Here is a 19,543-nt window from a genome sequence, read left to right on the forward strand (position 1 = left end):
GGGACATGAGAACAAAATGGCAGTGAATGGGCTCTTTTTCCAGCCTGTATAAATCGACGAGGGTACCCTTGCTATATAGCGACACAAAAGCTTGGACGTGCCGCCCTCGCCTCCGTAATATCTTGCCGGATCACGTCAATTCGCAAGCTGACCCATGGCTGTAGCGCCCGGTCAGGCATGCGTCTCCAGTTGCAAGGACTTGGAATGAGCAACAGCTCCTATTATGCGCCCACCGGCGGCCATCCGCCCCAAACGCAGCTTCTCACCGACCGCGCCATGTTCACCGAAGCCTATGCGGTGATCCCCAAAGGAACCTTGCGCGATATCACGACAAGCTTTCTGCCGTTCTGGGACAAGACGCGCCTGTGGGTGATTTCACGCCCCTTGTCCGGCTTTGCCGAGACCTTTTCGCAGTACATCATGGAAGTTCAGCCCGGTGGTGGCAGCCAGAAGCCGGAGACGGATCCTGAGGCAGAAGGCGTTCTTTTCGTTGTCGAGGGAAGCTTGAGCCTGACCCTGTTCGGCAAGGTGTTCCAGATGGACGAAGGCGGCTATGCCTATATCCCCCCCGCCACTGACTGGCAGCTGCTGAACGAGAGCGACGCACCGGTCAAGTTTCACTGGATCCGCAAGGCCTATGAGAAGGTCGAAGGCCTCGATGCGCCGACGGCATTCGTCACCAATGAAAAAGATGTCACACCAACGGCCATGGCCGGAACGGAAGGAAAATGGGCGACAAGCCGCTTTGTCGACCCGCAAGACCTTCGCCATGACATGCATGTGACCATTGTCACCTTTGAACCTGGCGCCGTCATTCCATTTCTCGAAACGCATGTGATGGAACACGGGCTCTATGTGCTGGAAGGCAAGGCGGTCTACCGGCTCAACCAGGATTGGGTCGAAGTGGAGGCCGGCGACTACATGTGGCTGCGCGCCTTCTGCCCCCAGGCCTGTTATGCGGGCGGGCCGGGAAAATTCCGCTACCTGCTCTACAAGGACGTCAACCGCCACATGAAGCTGCGGTGAGTTGAGCATGTCCAGGACAATCACCATTGAAAGCCTGACACGAGAGGCCTTTTCCCCTTTCGGAGACGTTCTTGAGGCGACGGGCGAGCCGGACAAGGTCATCAATCAAGGACTTTGCGGACGCTATCACGATCTGGCCGACATCGATCTGTCAGGTGACGGGGCACGAGCCGGAATAAGCCTGTTCAAGTCGGACAGGCGCACCCTGCCCTATCGTCTGGAGACGGTCGAGCGGCATCCTCTGGGCAGCCAGGCCTTTTTGCCCATGACCCACGAGCCGTTTCTGGTCATCGTGTGCCCTGACGAGAATGGAAAGCCGGGTACGCCTCGCGCCTTCATGACCGCGCCCGGCCAGGGCATCAATTTCCACAAGGGAACCTGGCACGGCGTTCTGACGCCCTTGTCAGAACCTGGCCTCTTTGCCGTCGTCGACCGCATTGGCCCGGGGGACAATCTGGAAGAGGTCTGGTTCGACGCGGCTTATTTGGTCGCGCAAGGCTGATCATTTTCTTTCCTTTTCCATCGGCCAGACCACGGCCTGCCGATCACCTGGAGACTTGATTTCATGAACACTTTGCGATCCACCTGCTCGGCTCTTGCCGGGGCCATGTGTATGTCAACAAGTCTGATCTCGGCGGTTAACGCCCAGGACGGCGGTTATGAGGTTTCCAACCTCCCCGCAGCCATCGCTGCGATTGGGACCGAGCAGCTGGACTGCTATCTGGAAGATGCCGTTCCCGCCTTCGGTTTTCAAAAGCTGGACCTTGCAGACGGCGCGACGCTCTATGTGGTGCCCTGTCAGAACGGCGACGTGAACATTGAATCCTACCTGGCGCGGCTCGAGCCGGACAGCAGCGTTACACTGTTCTCATTTGCCGTTGAACCAGGCAGTGGCGCTGAAACCTACCCTTCGGCCATCAACCCGGAAGTCCTGAAGAATGGGCTTGTCGTTCAAACCAGCTCTTTCTACGGACCGGATGCCAATTGCGGCGTGTTCGACATCCATGAACTGAATGAAGATGGTACGGCCTACACTCTGATTGAACGCCGAGAAAAACCTGAATGCTCGGGCGACTATGCGCCACCACAGGACTATCCCGTGGTCTGGTCGGCCCGCTGACCCTCTAAAAGCGTCTCAAGCCAAATAAGCTGACCCTCTAAAAGCGTCTCAAGCCAAATAAAAAGGCGACCCCAACGGCCGCCTTTTTCATATTCATCTGCAGATCACTCAGGCTTGCGCCGTTTCCGCCGTAGCGACCTTCTTGTCCTTCTTCGGCGGGCGGACCCGGAAGAACAAGGCGTAGAGCACCGGTGTCGCAATCAGGGTCAGAACCGTGGCGAAGGCCAGGCCACCCATGATGGTCACAGCCATGCCGCGGAAGAACGCGTCGTAGAGCAGTGGTGCCATGCCGAGGATGGTGGTGATCGCCGCCAGCATGACCGGGCGCATACGCGACACGCTGGCATCGACGATCGCCGTGTATTTTTCCCGGCCCTCACTGATCAAAAGGTCGATTTCCTCAAGCAGGACGATGGCGTTCTTGATCAACATGCCCGAGAGGGACAGGAAGCCGAGCAGCGACATGAAGCCAAAGGCCGTGTCCGTTCCAAGCAAGGCCAGCGCAACGCCGTTGATCGACATGGGCACCATCAGCCAGATGATCAGCGGTTGGCGCACCGATCCGAACAGGAGGATCGAAATGATCAACATGATCAGGAAACCGAGCGGCAGCTGCGCCCCAAGCGATGCCTGCGCATCATTGGTGCTTTCGTATTCGCCGCCCCACTCCAACGCATACCCGGCAGGAAGCTGCATGGCCTCGATCTGAGGACGAACGCGCGCCAGCGCAGATGCCGCGGTTTCCGTACCCGTTGTTTCCGCCTTGACCGTCAGTGTCCGGACGCGGTCGAGCCGGTGGATCAACGTGTCCTGCGGCTCCATGACGAATTCGGACACGACCTGATCCACGGGCACATAGCGGCTCTGACTGGAGCTCCAAACCAGGGTGTCGTAGATCGTCTCGGTGGTGGAAACGCCGTCCTGGCGCTCCTTGCGCACGATAATCGGGATGGTCTCATCCCCGTCGCGGTAGCCGCCGGCCTGCACGCCGTCAGTCGCAAACTTCAGGGACTGGGACAGATCCTGCCGTGTGATGCCCGCGATCCGTGCGCGATCTTCGTCAAACAGCGGCCGAACCACCAGCTCGCGCTGACGCCAGTCAGTACGTACATCACCCAGCTTGTTGTCAGGCTTCATGAAAATGGCCTGGGCCTCATCTCCAAGCGCCTTGAGCACGTTCGCATCCGGGCCGGAGAACCGAGCTTCGATCTTCGCTCCGCCACCGGGACCGAAAACGAGTCTTTTGGTCATGATCTGGGCCGCCGGGAAATCCGCATAGAAGCGTTCGCGCAATTCAATGGCCAGAAGATCGATGTCATCACGGCTCTTCGTGCGGATGATCATGTGACCGTAGGAAGGATTGGCCGATTCCGGTGCATAGGTGAGCATGAACCTTGTTGCGCCGCCTCCGGCGTAGGTCGTGACCGTCTCCACACGGTCGTCGGCCAGGACGAAGGCTTCCATGGCTTTCAGGTCGCGCTCGGTGGCACGAATGTCGGTGCCCTGCGGCGCCCAGTAATGCACATAGAAAATCGGCGTATTACTGTCAGGGAAGAAGGCCTGTTTCACGCTGCCGAAGCTGATCACGCAGGCCACGGTGACGCCGATCAGGATCGCGATGGTCAACAGTCTGGCATGGAGCGAGCCGACCAGAAGCCCCCGGTAGAGCTTGTAGAGAATGCCCTTGTAGGGATCATGTTCCGGTCCAGCTTCGGAGGTCCGAAAGAAGTACTTACCGAAAAGCGGTGTCACGGTAACCGCGAAGACCCATGACAGCAGCAATGAAATACCGATGACCGCAAAGAGCGAAAACAGGAATTCACCTGTCGCATCAGGTGAAAGGCCGATGCCGGAAAAGGCCATGATCCCGATGACCGTTGCCCCAAGGAGCGGCCATTTCGTCTGCTTCACCACCTGACTTGCCGCCGGAATCGCTTTTTGCCCGCGCTGCATGTTGATCATCATGCCTTCGGCAACCACGATGGCATTATCGACCAGCATGCCCATGGCGATGATCAGCGCCCCAAGCGAAATACGCTCCATCTCGATGGTGAAGATACGCATGAACAGGACGGTGGCCATCACGGTCAGCAACAGAACCGTGCCGACAACGAGGCTTGCCCGCCAGCCCATGAAGAGGCAGAGCACCCCGATCACGATGACAACCGACATGGCAAGGTTGACAATGAAGCCGTTGACCGAGTCATCGACAATGACGTTCTGCTGATAGATCGGCTGGATTTCCATGCCGAGCGGCAGATTGCCTTCTATCTCAGCCAATTTGGCCATCACCCGCGCACCAACGTCGACAATGTTGGTGCCATCGATCTGTGAAACGCCGAGCGTTACGGCGTCCTGGCCGTCGTGACGGATCAGCAGGTTCGGCTCTTCGGGTTCGCCCAACTCCAGCGTCGAGAAATCAGACAGACGGATCATCGCTGTCGAGCCCGGCTTGCCGACAATGAGATCCCTGATGCTGCCATATTCGTCAAAGGCAGACGCGGTCATAAGCTGGATGCGTTTGTCGCCGGAAAGGCCCGACCCATTGGTCTGAATGGCGTTTTCCGCCGACAGTACATTTGCAACATCGGTCAGGGAGATGCCGAGGCCGGCCATCTTCTCCTGAGAGATGTTCAGATAGATATTGTCCTCGGGTTCTCCGGCGATCTCGACCTTGGCGACGCCTTCCACAGTCAGGAGTTCGCGCCGGATCTTCTTGACGGTCTGGCGGATTTCCCGTCGCGAATAACCATCTGCGGTAAAGGCGTAATAAAGTCCGAAGACGTCCCCAAAGCTGTCATAGACCAGCGGCGGCTGGACCCCGTCGGGAAGGTTACGGGTTTCGTCGTTGACCTTGCGGCGCAATTCATCCCAGACCTGCGGCAATTCGGAACCGTCGTAAGTGGGCTTGATTTCCACCTCGATCCGCGAGAGGCCCGGCTGGGAGACAGACGTAATCTTGTCGAGCTGAGACATCTGCTGGATTGCGGTTTCCAGCTTTTCCGTCACCTCTGTCTCGACTTCGGCCGCCGTCGCGCCCGGATAGGCGGTGATCACCTGCGCCTGTTTGATGGTGAAGGCGGGGTCTTCAAGACGGCCGACTGTGCTGAGGCCCCAAAGCCCCCCCAGAAACGCCAGGAGCACGATCATCCAGGTGTTGACCGGCTTTTCGATTGAGTATCGAGCTATATCCACGGGAATTTATCCGAAATGGCTGTCGTTGCGGGATCAGGGAAGCGGACGGATGGTCTGGCCTTCGCTCAGGAGAGCGACGCCTGCCGAAACGATCCTGTCACCCTTGGCGATGCCATCCATGACGGGGATGTAGTCCCCGGTCACGACACCGATTTTCACAGGCACCTTGGTGACCGCACCGGAACTTTCATCAAACCGCCAGACATATGCCTTTCGGTCTCCATCCACCGCAACCGATGACGTGGGAACCAACAGGCTCTTGGCCAGGTCCAATCCCTCCGGCAGCAGCTTCACGATCACGGCCGCCGTCATGCCGGGATAGATCTGTGCATCCGGCTCGCTCTCCATCGCCAAGGTGACCCGGTAAGTCTGTGTCACAGTGTCCACCTCGGTGGAATGCTCGCGATAGACCAGCGGAAACTCCTGGCCTGGAATGGACGGAAATTCCGCTTGAATGGATGCGACCTGATCTTCAGAGACTTTGGCGAAAAGCGCTTCCGGCACGTTGATGTCGATCTGGATCTCGGAAACGTCCTGAACACGAACGACTGCCGTTCCCACGCTTACGGTTGTAAAACTGTCGACCAGCCGGCGGGTGATGATGCCGTCGAACGGGGCATGAATCTCGGTGTATTCAAGGTTCTGCTCGGCCGCGGCAAGCGCTTCGACAGCCAGATCGTATTCATTCTTCTGGTCGTCGTAGCTCTTTTGCGAAATGACCGAACGGTCGCGCAGTGTTTCCAGCCGGTCCAGGTCCTGCCTTGCCTGCTTGAGTCGCAGTTTGCCTTCGCGCACCGCCCGCTCATAATCCGTCGGATCAAGTTTCGCGACCAGGGCCCCCTTATCGATTTCCTGGCTTTCGCGAACCGGAAGCTCGACCAATTTGCCGGCCACCTGAAAGGACAAGTCGACGGTCTGCACCGCCTCGACGCGCCCGGTGAAGCGGCGCGACTGAAGGCCAACCTGATCTGAAACGGTGAAGATCTTCGCCGGTCGTGGCTGGGCACTCAGGGCAGCCTCAGCCTCCGCGGCCGGGTCCGGCCCCTCTTCCTGACACGCTGCGACGAAGGCCGCTAGCATGATCACAGGCGCAAGACGCCGCAAGAAAACACTTTGATTGAGCACACTCATGTCCTGTCTTTCAATCTTTTGGCTCAGCGCCGGCCTTCGACATTCACGCGGCGACGAAGCTCGGCCAGCACAGCCAGACGCTCCTCATCCGTGTGAAGGGCCACACAATGAGCATTCGAAAATTGCAGTCCTTCCAGCGCGGACCAAATCACCAGCGCGCCCGTCAAATCTGCCGTTTCAGTTTGTATGTTGGATTTCAACTGGCTCTTGAGCTCGAGAATCGGCGCTACAAGACCAGGAAAGCTCAAGTTGGCGACCATCAGAGCTCTTGCGACCGACAGTTCGTTCTCGATCCAGCGCTCTGTGACATCGATCATCGCAGCCAGCGTCGGGCTGTCGGCATCCAGATAGAGCTGACGCCGCTCCTCAACATCGACCGCGAAACGGTCCGCAACATGCTGCACCATGGCAACGACCAGAATGTCCTTGGTCGGAAAATTGTAGAGGACGCCGCCTTTGGAAAATCCGCTGCGCTCGGCCACCGCGTCGATGGTCAAACTGAGCGCGCCCTCCTCCCGCACGATATCGAGTGCGGCGTCGAGGATCTCGATCTTGGTTGTCGGCGGTTTCCGATTCTGGCGCAGTTTCATGTTCGGCCAATCATGCAGGGATCATTTCCGGGCAGTCTTGTGAGTGCCCGTAGCACTGCGGCGCCTCGTAAACTTGTGAGTTTAAATAATCCGTCCGGTCGGTACAGACAAGTGCTAAAAATTAGGCAGATATCGCGAAAACAAGCCCGAGCGACATCAATAACCCTACCGGCGGCATATAGAAAAGAGAGCTCAGCCTTGCGGGGCGCAAGGTCTTGCGCGCGACCGCGGAAAACAATATTAGGCGGCCTCGCCTGCAACTGCAGCCTCTTCGCCGGCTGCCTTTTTGGCCGCGTCGCGCTCCGCAAGCTCAAGATTCAGAGCGAATTCAAGATATTGGCTGGCTGGCATCGGCGCCGCGAAATAGTAGCCCTGCGCAGCGGTCACGCCGAGTTCACGCAGTCTTTCGACCTGCTCTTCCTGCTCGACACCTTCGGCAATGATGCCCATTCCCAGGTTGTCTGCAAGCTCGACCATCGAATCCACAATAGTCGTCGAACTGTCATCGTCGCCAATAGCATCAATAAACATCTTGTCGATCTTGATGATGTCGATGCCCAGTTTCTGGAGATAGGCCATGCCGCCATGGCCGGTGCCCACATCATCCAATGCCACACGGACGCCAAGGGCCTGCAGCTCGGCGATGATCTTGCGCGCCAGCTCAAGATCCTCAAGCGGATAACGCTCGGTGACCTCGACCACAATCTGCTGGAAGGAAATATCGGATTCCTCGTAGATGGACTTGATATCGTTGACCACATCACGATTTCGGAAATGTCCGGCGAACAGGTTGATCGAGAGCTTCAGATCCGGGTTTTCCAGATGAAGCTTGCCAACCTCCTCACAGGTCTGCTCCATCAGGTGCCGCGTCATATCAAAGATATGGCCATTTCTCTCGGCATATTCCATGAACTGTCCCGGCGACACGATCATGCCGTTTGGCCGACGCCACCGCATCAGCACCTCACAGCCGCGAAGCTTGCCTGTCTCGATATCCATGACCGGCTGGTAGTAAGGAATGAATTCGCCATTGCGGATCGCGGCGATGAAGTCGTCGTTGGCCTCATTTTCCGGCCGCCAGGAGAACCAGACACCGATGGCGACAAAGAGCAAGGCAAAGGCAGCACAAGCGGTCGCCGCTATGATCTTCAGATCATGAACAACCTGGATCGCAGCCGACTTGGGTGCAACCAGCGTAGCCTCCAGCGGATATCGCCCGGATCGGACCTGAACGACGATGGCATTGTCCGGATCTGAGCTTTCGGAGTTGTAGCCACCGGTCTCGAACCAGAGAATATCGTTGCCAAGCCGCAGCTCCGCGCGCCTGTAAGCCCGCAGGTACTCAGGCCCCGGGTCGGCGGCAATGGCGACCGGCGTAACTTCGGCAAAAAGGCGATAGCCGTTGCCCAGATCCCAACTGACGACGGCGACGCGCGCGCCCAGGAACGACTTGTCCAGCATGCCGATACCAACCAGCGGTCCATCCTGCTGAAGGATCGGCAGGATGGCCTCCCCCGTCAGCTCCATATCCGGAACGATACACATGCGCTTGCCATCCCGGTCAACAAGGCCGATGGCATCTATGTAGCCTTCGCTGGAAATCACCGACTGCAACAACCCGCGGTCTTCTGCATCGCAGGTCTGAATATCGTCCCGGTCCAGGCGCTGAAGTGCGGATACTGTACTGCTGATCGCATTGTCGGCGCGCTGGATATAGCGATCGCCCATCGCCTCAAGTTCACGCTCTGCCTGACTTTCAGCGTATTGATTCAAAATCATATTGGCCGCGAAGAGCGGCGCGGTCGCAAGAACAACCGCAATAACGACCGCCCTGAAAAATATGATGTAGCGCTGTGACAACGACTGGCCCGCAGGTGAACAAACTCTTTAGAACAATGCTCTAAAGGCGTAAACAACCACTGAACACCCTGTCATATTTAACCGATATCAAGGCGCTCGACGACGCCATGGACGATAGATCTTCGGGAGATGACCGGCTCCAGGCTTCAGGGTCAGCTCACGGGCAACGAAGGAGGCATTCATGCAGGCACTTTTCATCGGTCAGGCCTATATTGACGTGACCTTTCTGGCCGACCACCTGCCCACCGGAGATGAGAAGGCGATTGCCCGTGACTACGCGGTCAGCTTCGGCGGCAACGCAGTGACGGCGGCGTTTTGTTGCGCCAAGTTGGGCGGAAAGCCAGAGCTCATGTGCTCTGTCGCCGACGACTGGCTTGGCCGCATGTTTCGCGACATGGCAATGCAATACGGCATTACGGTGCACAGCCGGAAAGTGAAGGAATCCTCGCTGTCCTTCATCATGCCCAAAGGCGGCAAGCGTGCCATCGTGCGCTGTCGGGACGATGAGTATCTCCACCCCTTCCCGCCCCTCACCATCACGGACGTGCGCGCTCTTCACCTGGATGGCCATATGCCAGATGCAGCGCTCCACTACGCAAAAGCGTGCCGGGAAGCAGGGAAATTGACCTCTCTGGATGGCGGAGCCGTGCGAAGCAATACCGACGAGCTGCTTGAATTCATTGACGCAGCTGTCGTTTCTGAACGGTTTTGCGAGCAACTGGGCAAATCCACCGGCGAAACCCTGAACTATCTTCGCTCAAAAGGCTGTCCCATCGGAGCGGTGACACTCGGCGAGCATGGCACTGTCTGGTATGAGGGCGACGGCCCGGACACAATTTTGCCAGCGCTTGATGTTCCTGTCGAAAAAGTCATTGATTCCAACGGCGCAGGCGACATTTTCCACGGTGCCTATATCACCTCCTATCTGCGGAACCCTGAGGCTGGATGGAATGAGCACTTCCGATTTGCACGAGGCGCGTCGACCCATTCGATCCAGCATCTTGGCAATGAAGCAAGCCTGCCGACGGCAGATGACATTCAACGTGCTATTTCAGGGTTTCCTGAAAAAGCGGCCTAATTTTCGCGCGTCTGTCCTTTCGTAAATTCAGACAGCATCCGCATCTCTTCTTGCGTCGCAACGAGCTCTGGCTCATCGTGCCTGCGGCAGGGATCCAGACCGAAAAATGATCCGGAGATTTACATGAAACGCCCAGTTCACAGCTCCCGCTCCACGCTCGCCGCCGGTGTCTGGCTCGGAGCTATGGCGCTCGCATTTTCTGCAGAAGCGTTCACACCAAGCGGCAACCAGACAGCAGATTCCTTCCTGGAACTTCTGGAAGCCGAGGGCCGCACGGTTGAGAGCTACTCTTCCGTTGACGAGAGCGGAGACACGGTCTCCATTCTGGATATCGAGCTCAAGGATGAAGCAGACGCGGACATGTCCGCGTCGATCGGCAAGATTGATCTGACCGGCGCCGTAAAGCTTGCAGGCGGCCGGACCAAGGTTGATGCGCTGACCCTCTCGGACCTGACGATGAAAGCGGCGGATGGCTCCCTTCATGTTGCCTCCTTTTCCTCAACCGATATGGTTCTGCCTTCAGCCGCGGAAATGGCCGGATCCGACGATGTTCCGCCGATTGCTCCGTCATACGGAGAGGTCGAGATCCTGGATGCTACGGTAACGGACGACGAGGACAACCAGGCGACCGTCGAACGTATTTTCATTGCGATCGACGCGATGGACGGCGATCTGCCGACCGCCTCACGTTTCAACATCAAAGGCCTGGTCCTGGACGCAGAGACCATCGACGACGACGCCAGTCAGACCATGGCAGACCTTGGCTATGAGAAAGTCACGGTCGACATCGAGGGGGCTGGCAAATGGGATCCCGATGCAGCCACAGTCACCTTGGAGAACCTCAAGTTGACCGGCGAGGACGCCGGCACGTTCCAGATTAGCTTGAAGCTGGGTGGCATCACCCGTGACCTGGTCAAAAAGTTGAACGAGACGCAGGGCCAACCCGAGGATGCCCTTGGTCTTATCCAGGGCGTAACCGTCGAAACTATTTCTCTGAAACTCGACAATGACAGCATTGTCGAGCGCGCTCTTGACCGGCAGGCCAAGGAAGCTGGCATGGAACGATCCGAGCTGGTCGCTCAGCTTGAGGGCGGTCTGCCCATGATGTTGTCGATGCATCAGAACCCAGAGTTTCAGACCAAGGTTTCAGCAGCACTCGGAAGCTTTCTTAAAAGACCCGAGAGCCTGAAAGTCACGGCCTCCCCGTCAGCACCTGTTCCGGTTGCCCAGCTCATGGGAACCGTCATGATGGCACCGCATACCTTGCCGCAGGTCCTGGGAATTGACATAGCTGCCAACGCAGACAACTAACGGCAAGCAAAACAAGAAAGCCCGGCCAGCACGGCCGGGCTTTTTACTGACCGGGAGGACGTCATGATCAAGCCAACCCATGACTGGCAGCAACATTTCATCGGAAAGCTGGCCGCTCTGGGCCTGACACTGGTCATCACGACAGGTGCATCGCCCGTTTCAGCACAAACGGACAAGGAGGCTGTGTCGCCCTCACAGGCAACGTCTGTCGACGTCGCCCCCAATGCAGCCGCAAGCCTGTTGGCCGGTTGGTTTGCAGATCTTGATGCCAGCGATGCGTTTTCGGCACGCTATTCGGCCATCCTGCCCGGCGACCGAAACCGCTCGGCAGTCATCAGAGACGGTGTGCTGAGCTATGAGCTTCCGGCCGAGAGCCTTTTCGGTGCAGGTGATCTGAAATTAAGTCTCCGCTTCGATGAAATCAGTTTTGATGGCCTGCGCCTCATGGGCGACAAGTTGCATGCGGGTGCAATCGAGGTGCCCGGCTCTCTGGATATTTCCATTTCGTTCGAGCCGGAAAGATCAAGCAGTGCTGAAAATACTGCCGTGCCAACCAACACTGGCAGCACCATTGAGATCAGCTATGAAGATCTCCTCATAGAAGGTCTCTCTTTCCCGGTTTCCCTGCCGGACGCAAAGTCTACCAGCGGGCCGTCAGCGCTTGTCCTTTCCTATCTGACCGCGTTGCGCGACGTGAAGATCGCACGTGCCTTTGCGACACAGGCCACGGCAACAAGTCGCTTCGATACAGGCGAGATGAGTACGGCGCTTTATGAAGACATCGTCTTGATCGCCCTTGAAGACGGACGCATCGCGGAACAGGGCATAGGAAAAATTCGCACAATCGAGGAGATAACACCGGACCACGTCCAGTCTCCGATCACCAATATGGATTTGACCGTTCACGACTTTGTTCTGCACGGTCTCGACATGGTTCCGATTATCGCACTGCTCGGCGGGCCTGTGGACGCCGACCGGACGGTTCTGCTCGACCGCGAGGAATTGTCTGAAATCCACTTCTCGACCGGTGATGTCTCGGGAACCATAGGCAATGTCCTGATCGAGGATATCGATCTTCTCAGCCTGGAACCACTTTCATTCTTCCCGCTTTTGGTCCAGGAGACAGCTGGCAAACCAGTGGCTGAAGGTGACCTGGCCGTTGCGGCAATGGAAGCCATCGGCGTCTTCTCTCTTGGCCGTTTTCAGATCGATGAGCTCGAGGTGGAGGCGGAAGATGGCAAGGGATCGATCCGCCGTATCCTTGCCCGTGAGCTAAGCGGAATGGGCGCGCGGGAGCTCTCCGTGGATGGCGTGAAAATCGAAGTGATGGACGGAGGCAGCGCCTATGTCGCACACGCAGGGTTAAGCCGGCTGGCTTTTCCGCCCTTCGCCGCACTGCTGGCTCTCGACGATGTCGCTGAGCCGACCCCGAGACAGATCCGGGAAGCGCTCCCCACCGTTGGAAAAATCCTGCTGAGCGATCTCGACCTGAAAATCGGATCTGCCGCGTCCGGTCCGTCAGACTCAACAGGCAGCACCTGGTTTCAACTCGATCTTCTGGAACTCTTGCAGGGCGGATTTGTCTCGAACATCCCGACCAGGACTTCCTTGATCGTCGATGGCATCGGCATGCCGACAAGTCTTTTGGACAATCCAGCACTTGAAACCATGCTGGAAAAGCTCAACGTCAGAGAAGTCGAGATCAATCATGCCCTCTCCCTTGCCTGGAATCCGGATACAAAGGACCTCATTCTAAGGAACATATCGCTGCAGCTGCTCGACGGCGGCAAGGCGTCTCTATCGCTTGTGCTCGGCAATGTTCCACCGACCCTTTTCACAAGGCCTGAGCTTGCCCGGATCGCTCTTGCATCAGCGACCTTCAAATCAGGACATGTAAGACTCGAAGACGCGGACCTTGTCGCCGCTTTCATTTCTGATGAGGCAGCAAAAAACAGCCTGTCAGAAGAACAGCTTGCTGACGGTCTGGTCGAAACACTTCGTGGTGAACTCGGAACCTTGTCGGACACCCAATTCGGCGCAGACCTGATTTCTGCGGTCCGGAAATTTCTCGAAGACCCCGACGAATTGGTCATCGATCTGACACCGGCCTCCCCTGTGCCCATGACCGAATTGCTCGGCCTGGCGGTAACGAACCCGAACAAGATCCCAGAGCGCCTCGGAGCCCGGGTCACAGCGACACGGTAGAGCTGAGCAGGAAGAGAGTTTAAGGCGCTTCCTGCTTCGCCTGCTCCTGAAATTGCAGGTCGCACAAACGCCGATAGATGCCGTCATGAGCATAGAGGCTGGCGTGCGTGCCGCTCTCGACCAGCTGCCCCTTGTCAAGGACGTGGATCTGATCGGCATGACGCACAGTCGACAGGCGGTGTGCAATCACCAAGGTGGTTCGGCCTTCCATCAGGCGGGTCAATGCGGTCTGCACCTTGGCCTCGGACTCCGCATCTAGGGCAGAGGTTGCCTCATCAAGCAGGAGGATCGGAGCATCGCGCAGCATCGCGCGTGCAATGGCAATACGCTGGCGCTGGCCCCCAGACAGATTGCCTCCGCCTTCGCCCGCTGAGGCCTCATATCCGCCAGGCAGGGACATGATAAACTCATGGGCGTTAGCGTCTCGGGCAGCCTGAATGATGTCGTCCTCCGACGCGTCCGGCCGTCCAACGGCGATGTTTTCCCGCAGGGACCCGTCAAACAGGAAAGTATCCTGGGTCACAAAGGCGATGTTCGCCCTCAGAGAGGCAATGCGCACAGTCGCCAGGTCCTGACCGTCGACAAGCACTTGGCCGCTTTGAGGCGCGTAAAACCGCTCAATCAAACTGAATAGGGTGGATTTACCTGCCCCGGAAGCCCCAACCAGCGCTGTCGTGCGCCCTGCTTCGGCGGTCAGCGTCAGGCCGTTGAGAGCCGCGCTTTCGCCATAGGCAAAATGCACATCCTCAAAACGGATTTCGCCCTCGCTCACGACAAGATCCGTCGACGTCGGATTGTCCTTGAGCACGGGAACGTCATCGATCAGCTCATACATCAACCTGACGCCGACAAGGCTGTTGTTGAGATTGACCTGCAAACGGGCCAGACGGCGCGCGGGATCATAGGCCATCAAGAGCGCTGCAATAAACGAGAAGAAGGCGCCTGGATCCTGCTGGCGCTCGACGACGGAATAGCCGCCATAGAGAATGACCAGAGCAATTGCGAAACCGGCCAGCGTATCCATCAGGGGAGATGTCCGCGCGGTGAGCGACACAATCTTGTTTGACTGCCGCTCCACATCCGAGACTGCATTGTTCATTCGCGCCTGCATCGTCGGTTCAACGCCAAAGGCCTTGACGACGCGAATACCCTGAACGGTTTCCTGCAGGGCCGACATGATCTGCGTGTTGGAAACGAACTGCATTTTTGCATATTTGCGCACGCGGCGGATCAGGACGGCAACGCCAAGCACCGCAGGCGGCATCACAAGCAGCGCAAAGCCGCTCAGGAGCGGATCCTGAATGATCATCACCGCCACAAGCGCAATCACTGTCAACACATCACGGCCCAATGCGATGACCACCGTGTCGATCACCGATCTGGTGTCCGTTGCACCCCGGCTGATGCGCACGGCAATGTCACCGAATGCGGTCTTGTCGAAATAGGAAATATCCTGCTCCGACATATGCTTGAAGAGCTTTCGTTGAAGCTTCGCGACGATCGCATTTCCAATACGGCCCAGAATCAGCATCTGACCGTAGGCAGCGCCTCCCTTGACTGCGAAAATCGCCATCACAGACAGGGCGATGATGTAAATCATCTGCTTGTCGCGATTGATGAAAACCTCGTTGATCACATCACGGAGGATCCAGACACTCGCAGCCGTCGAGGCAGCGACAAGGCCCATAAAAATAAAGGCAAGGACATAACGGCTGGCGTGTTCGCGAGCGTTCTCACGGATCAGCCGCTTGATCAACTGCACGGACCCGTCCGGATCGTTCAACATCTGCCACTTGGCTGGATTAAGCAAAACTGCCTCTTTCAAGCAAAAGGGCCGGTTTCCCGGCCCTCGAGATATTCATCGGCCAAATCATCTGACTTGCCCCATATAAGCGGATCGGCCTCAGGGCGCCAGCTGTTCAGGCAGCTTTCTGCCCGTCAGCCATCCCTGCCGATACTCAGCTTTCCGGCAGGTTCAGACGCAGATGAAGCTCACGCAGCTGGGCCGCCTGCGGATCCGATGGTGCGTTCATCATCAGGTCTTCCGCCTTCTGGTTCATCGGGAACATGATGACCTCACGGATGTTCGCCTCATTGGCCAGCAGCATGACAATCCGGTCAATCCCGGCCGCGCAACCGCCGTGGGGGGGGGCACCATACTGAAAGGCTGTGACCATGCCGCCGAAGCGCTTTTCAACTTCTTCCTTGCCATAGCCGGCAATCTCGAAAGCCTTGTACATGATCTCCGGCTTGTGGTTCCGGATCGCACCGGAGACCAGCTCGTGACCGTTACAGGCCAGATCGTACTGGTAGCCCAGGACTTCCAGGGGATCACCTTCAAGCGCTTCCATCCCGCCCTGAGGCATGGAGAACGGGTTGTGCTCGAAATCGATCTCACCGGTGTCCTCATCCTTTTCATAGATCGGGAAATCGACGATCCAGGCGAACTCGAACTTGTCGAGATCGGTGAGACCCAGCTCTTCACCGATGATGACACGGGCTTTGCCGGCAACGGTCTGAAAGGCCTTCGGCTTGCCGCCGAGGAAGAAGGCTGCGTCGCCAACTTCGAGACCAAGCTGCTGGCGGATCGCTTCTGTCCGCTCCGGACCGATGTTCTTCGCCAGTGGACCGGCAGCTTCCATGGAACCATCTTCCGCCTTGCGCCAGAAGATATAACCCATTCCCGGAAGGCCTTCGCCCTGGGCGAATTTGTTCATGCGGTCACAGAACTTGCGGCTGCCACCGGTCGGTGCAGGGATCGCGCGAACTTCCGTGCCTTCCTGCTTGAGCAGATTTGCGAAGATCGCAAAGCCGGAATCTTTGAAGTGCTCGGAAACGACCTGCATCTTGATCGGGTTGCGCAGATCCGGCTTGTCGCTGCCGTACCAGAGCGCCGCGTCCTTGTAGGAGATTTGCGGCCAGTTCCGATTGACTGGGCGACCGCCGCCGAACTTTTCGAAACAGCCAGCCAGCACCGGCTCGATGGTGTCGAAAACGTCCTGCTGGGTGACGTAGGACATCTCGAGATCGAGCTGGTAGAAATCGGTTGGCGAGCGGTCGGCCCGTGGGTCTTCATCTCGGAAGCAAGGAGCGATCTGGAAATACTTGTCGAAGCCCGACACCATGATCAGCTGCTTGAACTGCTGGGGCGCCTGCGGAAGAGCGTAAAACTTGCCCGGATGCAGACGGGATGGGACGAGGAAGTCTCGTGCACCTTCAGGCGAAGACGCCGTGATGATCGGTGTCTGGAATTCGTTGAAGCCGATGCCCCACATACGCTGGCGCAGGTCCGCCACCACATTGGAGCGCAGCATGATGTTGTTGTGTAGCTTCTCGCGCCGCAGATCCAGGTAGCGGTACTTCAGACGGACCTCTTCAGGATAATCCAGATCGCCAAAGACTGGCAGCGGCAGCTCTTTCGCAGCGCCGAGCACTTCCATGTCCCGAATGAAGATCTCGACCTCACCGGTGCCAATGTCCGGGTTGATGGTCTCATCCGTGCGCTTTTTCACATCACCATCGATGCGAATGCACCACTCGGAACGGACTGTTTCAGCCAGCTTGAAAGCCTTGGAATCAGGATCGATTACGCACTGCGTAACGCCATAATGGTCACGCAAATCGATGAAGAGCAGGCCTCCGTGATCGCGGACGCGGTGGACCCAACCGGACAGGCGAGTGGTTTCGCCGACATGGGTTGCGCGCAAGTCGCCGCACGTGTGACTACGGTAGGGATGCATGAATTCCTCGACAGTTTCAAAAGCCAATGGGATCTTGTCGTCTCTGCCGGATGGCAGGCCACGTCGGCTGGAAAAGCCACGTCAGCGGGGCAAAGTCAAGGGACCGGGCCATAAACGGCCAGCTTATTGACCACTTGGGTAACGATACGCCGATCTGATCAACCGGCACCGAATTAATCCAGCGCCTGCAGCAATGGGTGCCATTGGCTCCGGACATCCGCAGAGGCAGTATCCTTATGGTCGAAAATGCCGCTTCCCCGCGCCGCTTCACGTGCATAGATAACGCGGTCGCCGATGCGGCACAGGACCGGATAGCCCTTGTCCGACAAGGTCTCCTCAAGATCACCAAGCTGAGTCGAACGACGATTGACCCGGTTGGCGACCACATGGATGTCCGCCTTTCCCTTGCGCACCCGCTTCACCTCAGAGATGCCATCCAGGAACCTCAAGGTCGCATCCCAATCGAAGACGGAAGGCAAGACGGGCACAACGATGTCACTGGCTTCAGCAATCAGGGACTTGGCCAACTCGCTCCGCAAGCCGCCAGGCCCATCGATAATGATCACATCGAGATCCTTGCCCTTGTCTTCGCCGATGTTTTCCGCCTTGGACCAGTTGAGTGCCTTGATCGGTGCCATCGACTTGCTGCGACGCTTGACCCATTCGAGAGATGATTTCTGTCGATCCGCATCAGCCAGCGCCACATCCGCACCGCGCGCAGCGAAGGAAGTTGCCAGGTTCGTAGCCAAAGTGGTCTTGCCGCAGCCGCCCTTGGAGTTGACAACCAGTATCTTACGCATTCGCCAGTTCCCTCTTTTCCCTGTCCGTTTCGCGAGCGCCCCGCTCCGCCCTGCCCTGCCTCGGCGCCGTCAATCGACTGGCCTTTCAGCGCTTATTTGCCTGTCGCCTTCGTGCAACATCTCTTGCGCAATGCTACAATAAGCGCACTTATTGCACCCACACAACCAAAGACCAAGCCTTGCCTTGCGATTTCGTGGCGACAAAGTGGCAAGACTGCGATATAGCTCCCGATCACCATGCATGTGATTACGAATACAACAGAACTCGCCAACGCTTGCGAGCGCCTCGCCGCCCACGACTATGTCACGGTCGACACGGAATTTTTGCGAGAAACAACTTTCTGGCCGAAGCTTTGCGTCATTCAGATGGCTGGTCCTGATATGGCCTTCATCGTTGATGCCCTTGCGGACGGATTGGATCTCGAGCCGTTTTTCGCGCTCATGCGCGACGAGAGCGTGACAAAGGTGTTTCACGCCGCACGCCAGGACATCGAGATCGTCTTCAAGCTGGGCGGTCTGATACCCGCGCCTCTTTTTGACACGCAGGTCGCGGCAATGGTCTGCGGCTTCGGCGACTCGATTTCCTATGACCAGCTGATCTACAAGGTCACAGGGGCACGGATCGACAAATCCTCGCGCTTTACCGATTGGGCGCGCCGCCCGCTGACCCAGAAACAGCTGGACTATGCCCTGGCTGACGTCACACACCTGCGCGACGCTTATCAATTCCTGAAGGCCAACCTGGCAGAGCAGAACCGCAGCCATTGGGTCGAGGACGAGATGAAAATTCTCACCTCGGAGGGAACCTACCATACGGAGCCTGCCAATGCCTGGCAGCGGCTCAAGATGCGGGTGCGCAAGCCCATCGAGCTTGCCGTCATGATGGAAGTCGCCGCCTGGCGTGAGAGTGAAGCCCAGGGGCGCGACGTGCCGCGCAGCAGGGTTTTGAAAGACGACGCCATCTATGAGGTCGCCGCACAGCAGCCGCAAACAGCGGAGGCTCTCGGTCGCCTGCGGACAATTCCGCGCGGATTCGAGCGGTCAAAATCGGCAGATGAAATCCTCAAGGCCGTCAAACGGGCTATGGCCATTCCGCGCGACAAACTGCCGAAACTGCCCAAGGGGCGCCAGGCGCCTGACGGATCTGCCGCCGCTGTCGACCTTCTCAAGGTTCTACTGAAACTCGTAAGCGAGGCCCATGGTGTTGCATCCAAAGTGATCGCCACCGTTGATGACCTTGAAAAAATCGCGGCCGACGATCATGCGGATGTTGCTGCCATGAAGGGCTGGCGCCTCGAACTCTTCGGAGAAACGGCGCTGAAGCTGAAACGCGGCGAAGTGGCTCTGGCCTTCCGCGATCGCCAGATCGTCGCGATCGATCAGCAGCCGGAAAACGCAGAAGCGGCTGAGTAACACTTTCCAGCATTTGAAATGAAAAACGCGCCACATGGCGCGTTTTTTTGTTGCTCAGCGTCACCCACCTTTTT

At 57.7% G+C, this 19,543-nt stretch carries 14 protein-coding genes; 7 read left to right on the top strand and 7 right to left on the bottom strand.

Features of this window, described 5'->3' with window-relative positions:
* The first annotated feature begins 204 nt into the window (after window positions 1-204).
* The 3 genes from ABJZ52_RS20690 to ABJZ52_RS20700 all read left to right on the top strand — a co-directional run bounded on the left by ABJZ52_RS20690 (window position 205) and on the right by ABJZ52_RS20700 (window position 2,146).
* Window positions 205-1,026 carry a bifunctional allantoicase/(S)-ureidoglycine aminohydrolase gene (locus tag ABJZ52_RS20690; RefSeq protein WP_348190780.1) on the top strand — a complete coding sequence of 274 codons (822 nt, stop codon included), beginning with the start codon at window positions 205-207 and terminating at the stop codon, window positions 1,024-1,026.
* Between the two features lie 7 nt (window positions 1,027-1,033).
* Entirely contained in the window at window positions 1,034-1,528 is a 495-nt protein-coding gene (locus tag ABJZ52_RS20695; RefSeq protein WP_348190783.1) for an ureidoglycolate lyase, read from the top strand.
* A gap of 63 nt (window positions 1,529-1,591) precedes the next feature.
* Complete coding sequence (locus tag ABJZ52_RS20700) at window positions 1,592-2,146, top strand: hypothetical protein (RefSeq protein WP_348190785.1); 555 nt, start codon at window positions 1,592-1,594, stop codon at window positions 2,144-2,146.
* Window positions 2,147-2,254: 108 nt separating this feature from the next.
* On the opposite strand, the gene ABJZ52_RS20705 is transcribed toward ABJZ52_RS20700, so the two are convergent.
* The 4 genes from ABJZ52_RS20705 to ABJZ52_RS20720 form a co-directional block, all read right to left on the bottom strand.
* The gene (locus tag ABJZ52_RS20705; RefSeq protein WP_348190788.1) at window positions 2,255-5,341 is read right to left on the bottom strand and encodes an efflux RND transporter permease subunit; all 3,087 of its coding nucleotides are present in this window, start codon (window positions 5,339-5,341) and stop codon (window positions 2,255-2,257) included.
* A gap of 33 nt (window positions 5,342-5,374) precedes the next feature.
* On the bottom strand, window positions 5,375-6,472 hold the full coding sequence (locus tag ABJZ52_RS20710; RefSeq protein WP_348190790.1) for an efflux RND transporter periplasmic adaptor subunit: 1,098 nt from the start codon (window positions 6,470-6,472) through the stop codon (window positions 5,375-5,377).
* Between the two features lie 23 nt (window positions 6,473-6,495).
* Window positions 6,496-7,062 carry a TetR/AcrR family transcriptional regulator gene (locus ABJZ52_RS20715; protein WP_348190793.1) on the bottom strand — a complete coding sequence of 189 codons (567 nt, stop codon included), beginning with the start codon at window positions 7,060-7,062 and terminating at the stop codon, window positions 6,496-6,498.
* Between the two features lie 240 nt (window positions 7,063-7,302).
* Complete coding sequence (locus tag ABJZ52_RS20720) at window positions 7,303-8,922, bottom strand: EAL domain-containing protein (protein WP_348312933.1); 1,620 nt, start codon at window positions 8,920-8,922, stop codon at window positions 7,303-7,305.
* 181 nt (window positions 8,923-9,103) lie between these two features.
* Here ABJZ52_RS20720 and ABJZ52_RS20725 point away from each other — a divergent pair, with 181 nt between their 5' ends.
* From ABJZ52_RS20725 to ABJZ52_RS20735, 3 genes are all read left to right on the top strand, one after another.
* Window positions 9,104-10,000, top strand: a complete 897-nt coding sequence (locus ABJZ52_RS20725; protein WP_348190798.1) for a sugar kinase — start codon at window positions 9,104-9,106, stop codon at window positions 9,998-10,000.
* 123 nt (window positions 10,001-10,123) lie between these two features.
* Window positions 10,124-11,311, top strand: a complete 1,188-nt coding sequence (locus tag ABJZ52_RS20730; protein ID WP_348190800.1) for a hypothetical protein — start codon at window positions 10,124-10,126, stop codon at window positions 11,309-11,311.
* Window positions 11,312-11,374: 63 nt separating this feature from the next.
* Complete coding sequence (locus ABJZ52_RS20735) at window positions 11,375-13,516, top strand: hypothetical protein (protein WP_348190803.1); 2,142 nt, start codon at window positions 11,375-11,377, stop codon at window positions 13,514-13,516.
* Between the two features lie 19 nt (window positions 13,517-13,535).
* Here ABJZ52_RS20735 and ABJZ52_RS20740 read toward each other — a convergent pair whose 3' ends face one another.
* From ABJZ52_RS20740 to ABJZ52_RS20750, 3 genes are all read right to left on the bottom strand, one after another.
* Complete coding sequence (locus ABJZ52_RS20740) at window positions 13,536-15,326, bottom strand: ABC transporter ATP-binding protein (RefSeq protein WP_348190805.1); 1,791 nt, start codon at window positions 15,324-15,326, stop codon at window positions 13,536-13,538.
* Window positions 15,327-15,474: 148 nt separating this feature from the next.
* Window positions 15,475-17,256, bottom strand: a complete 1,782-nt coding sequence (gene aspS, locus ABJZ52_RS20745) for an aspartate--tRNA ligase (protein WP_348190997.1) — start codon at window positions 17,254-17,256, stop codon at window positions 15,475-15,477.
* A gap of 173 nt (window positions 17,257-17,429) precedes the next feature.
* The gene (locus ABJZ52_RS20750; RefSeq protein WP_348190807.1) at window positions 17,430-18,056 is read right to left on the bottom strand and encodes a ParA family protein; all 627 of its coding nucleotides are present in this window, start codon (window positions 18,054-18,056) and stop codon (window positions 17,430-17,432) included.
* Window positions 18,057-18,293: 237 nt separating this feature from the next.
* On the opposite strand from ABJZ52_RS20750, the gene rnd reads away from it, so the two are divergent.
* Window positions 18,294-19,469: a ribonuclease D gene (gene rnd, locus ABJZ52_RS20755; RefSeq protein ID WP_153769364.1), complete on the top strand. Its 1,176-nt coding sequence runs from the start codon at window positions 18,294-18,296 to the stop codon at window positions 19,467-19,469.
* Window positions 19,470-19,543 lie beyond the last annotated feature (74 nt).

This window comes from Roseibium sp., assembly GCF_039982295.1.
GTDB lineage: Bacteria > Pseudomonadota > Alphaproteobacteria > Rhizobiales > Stappiaceae > Roseibium.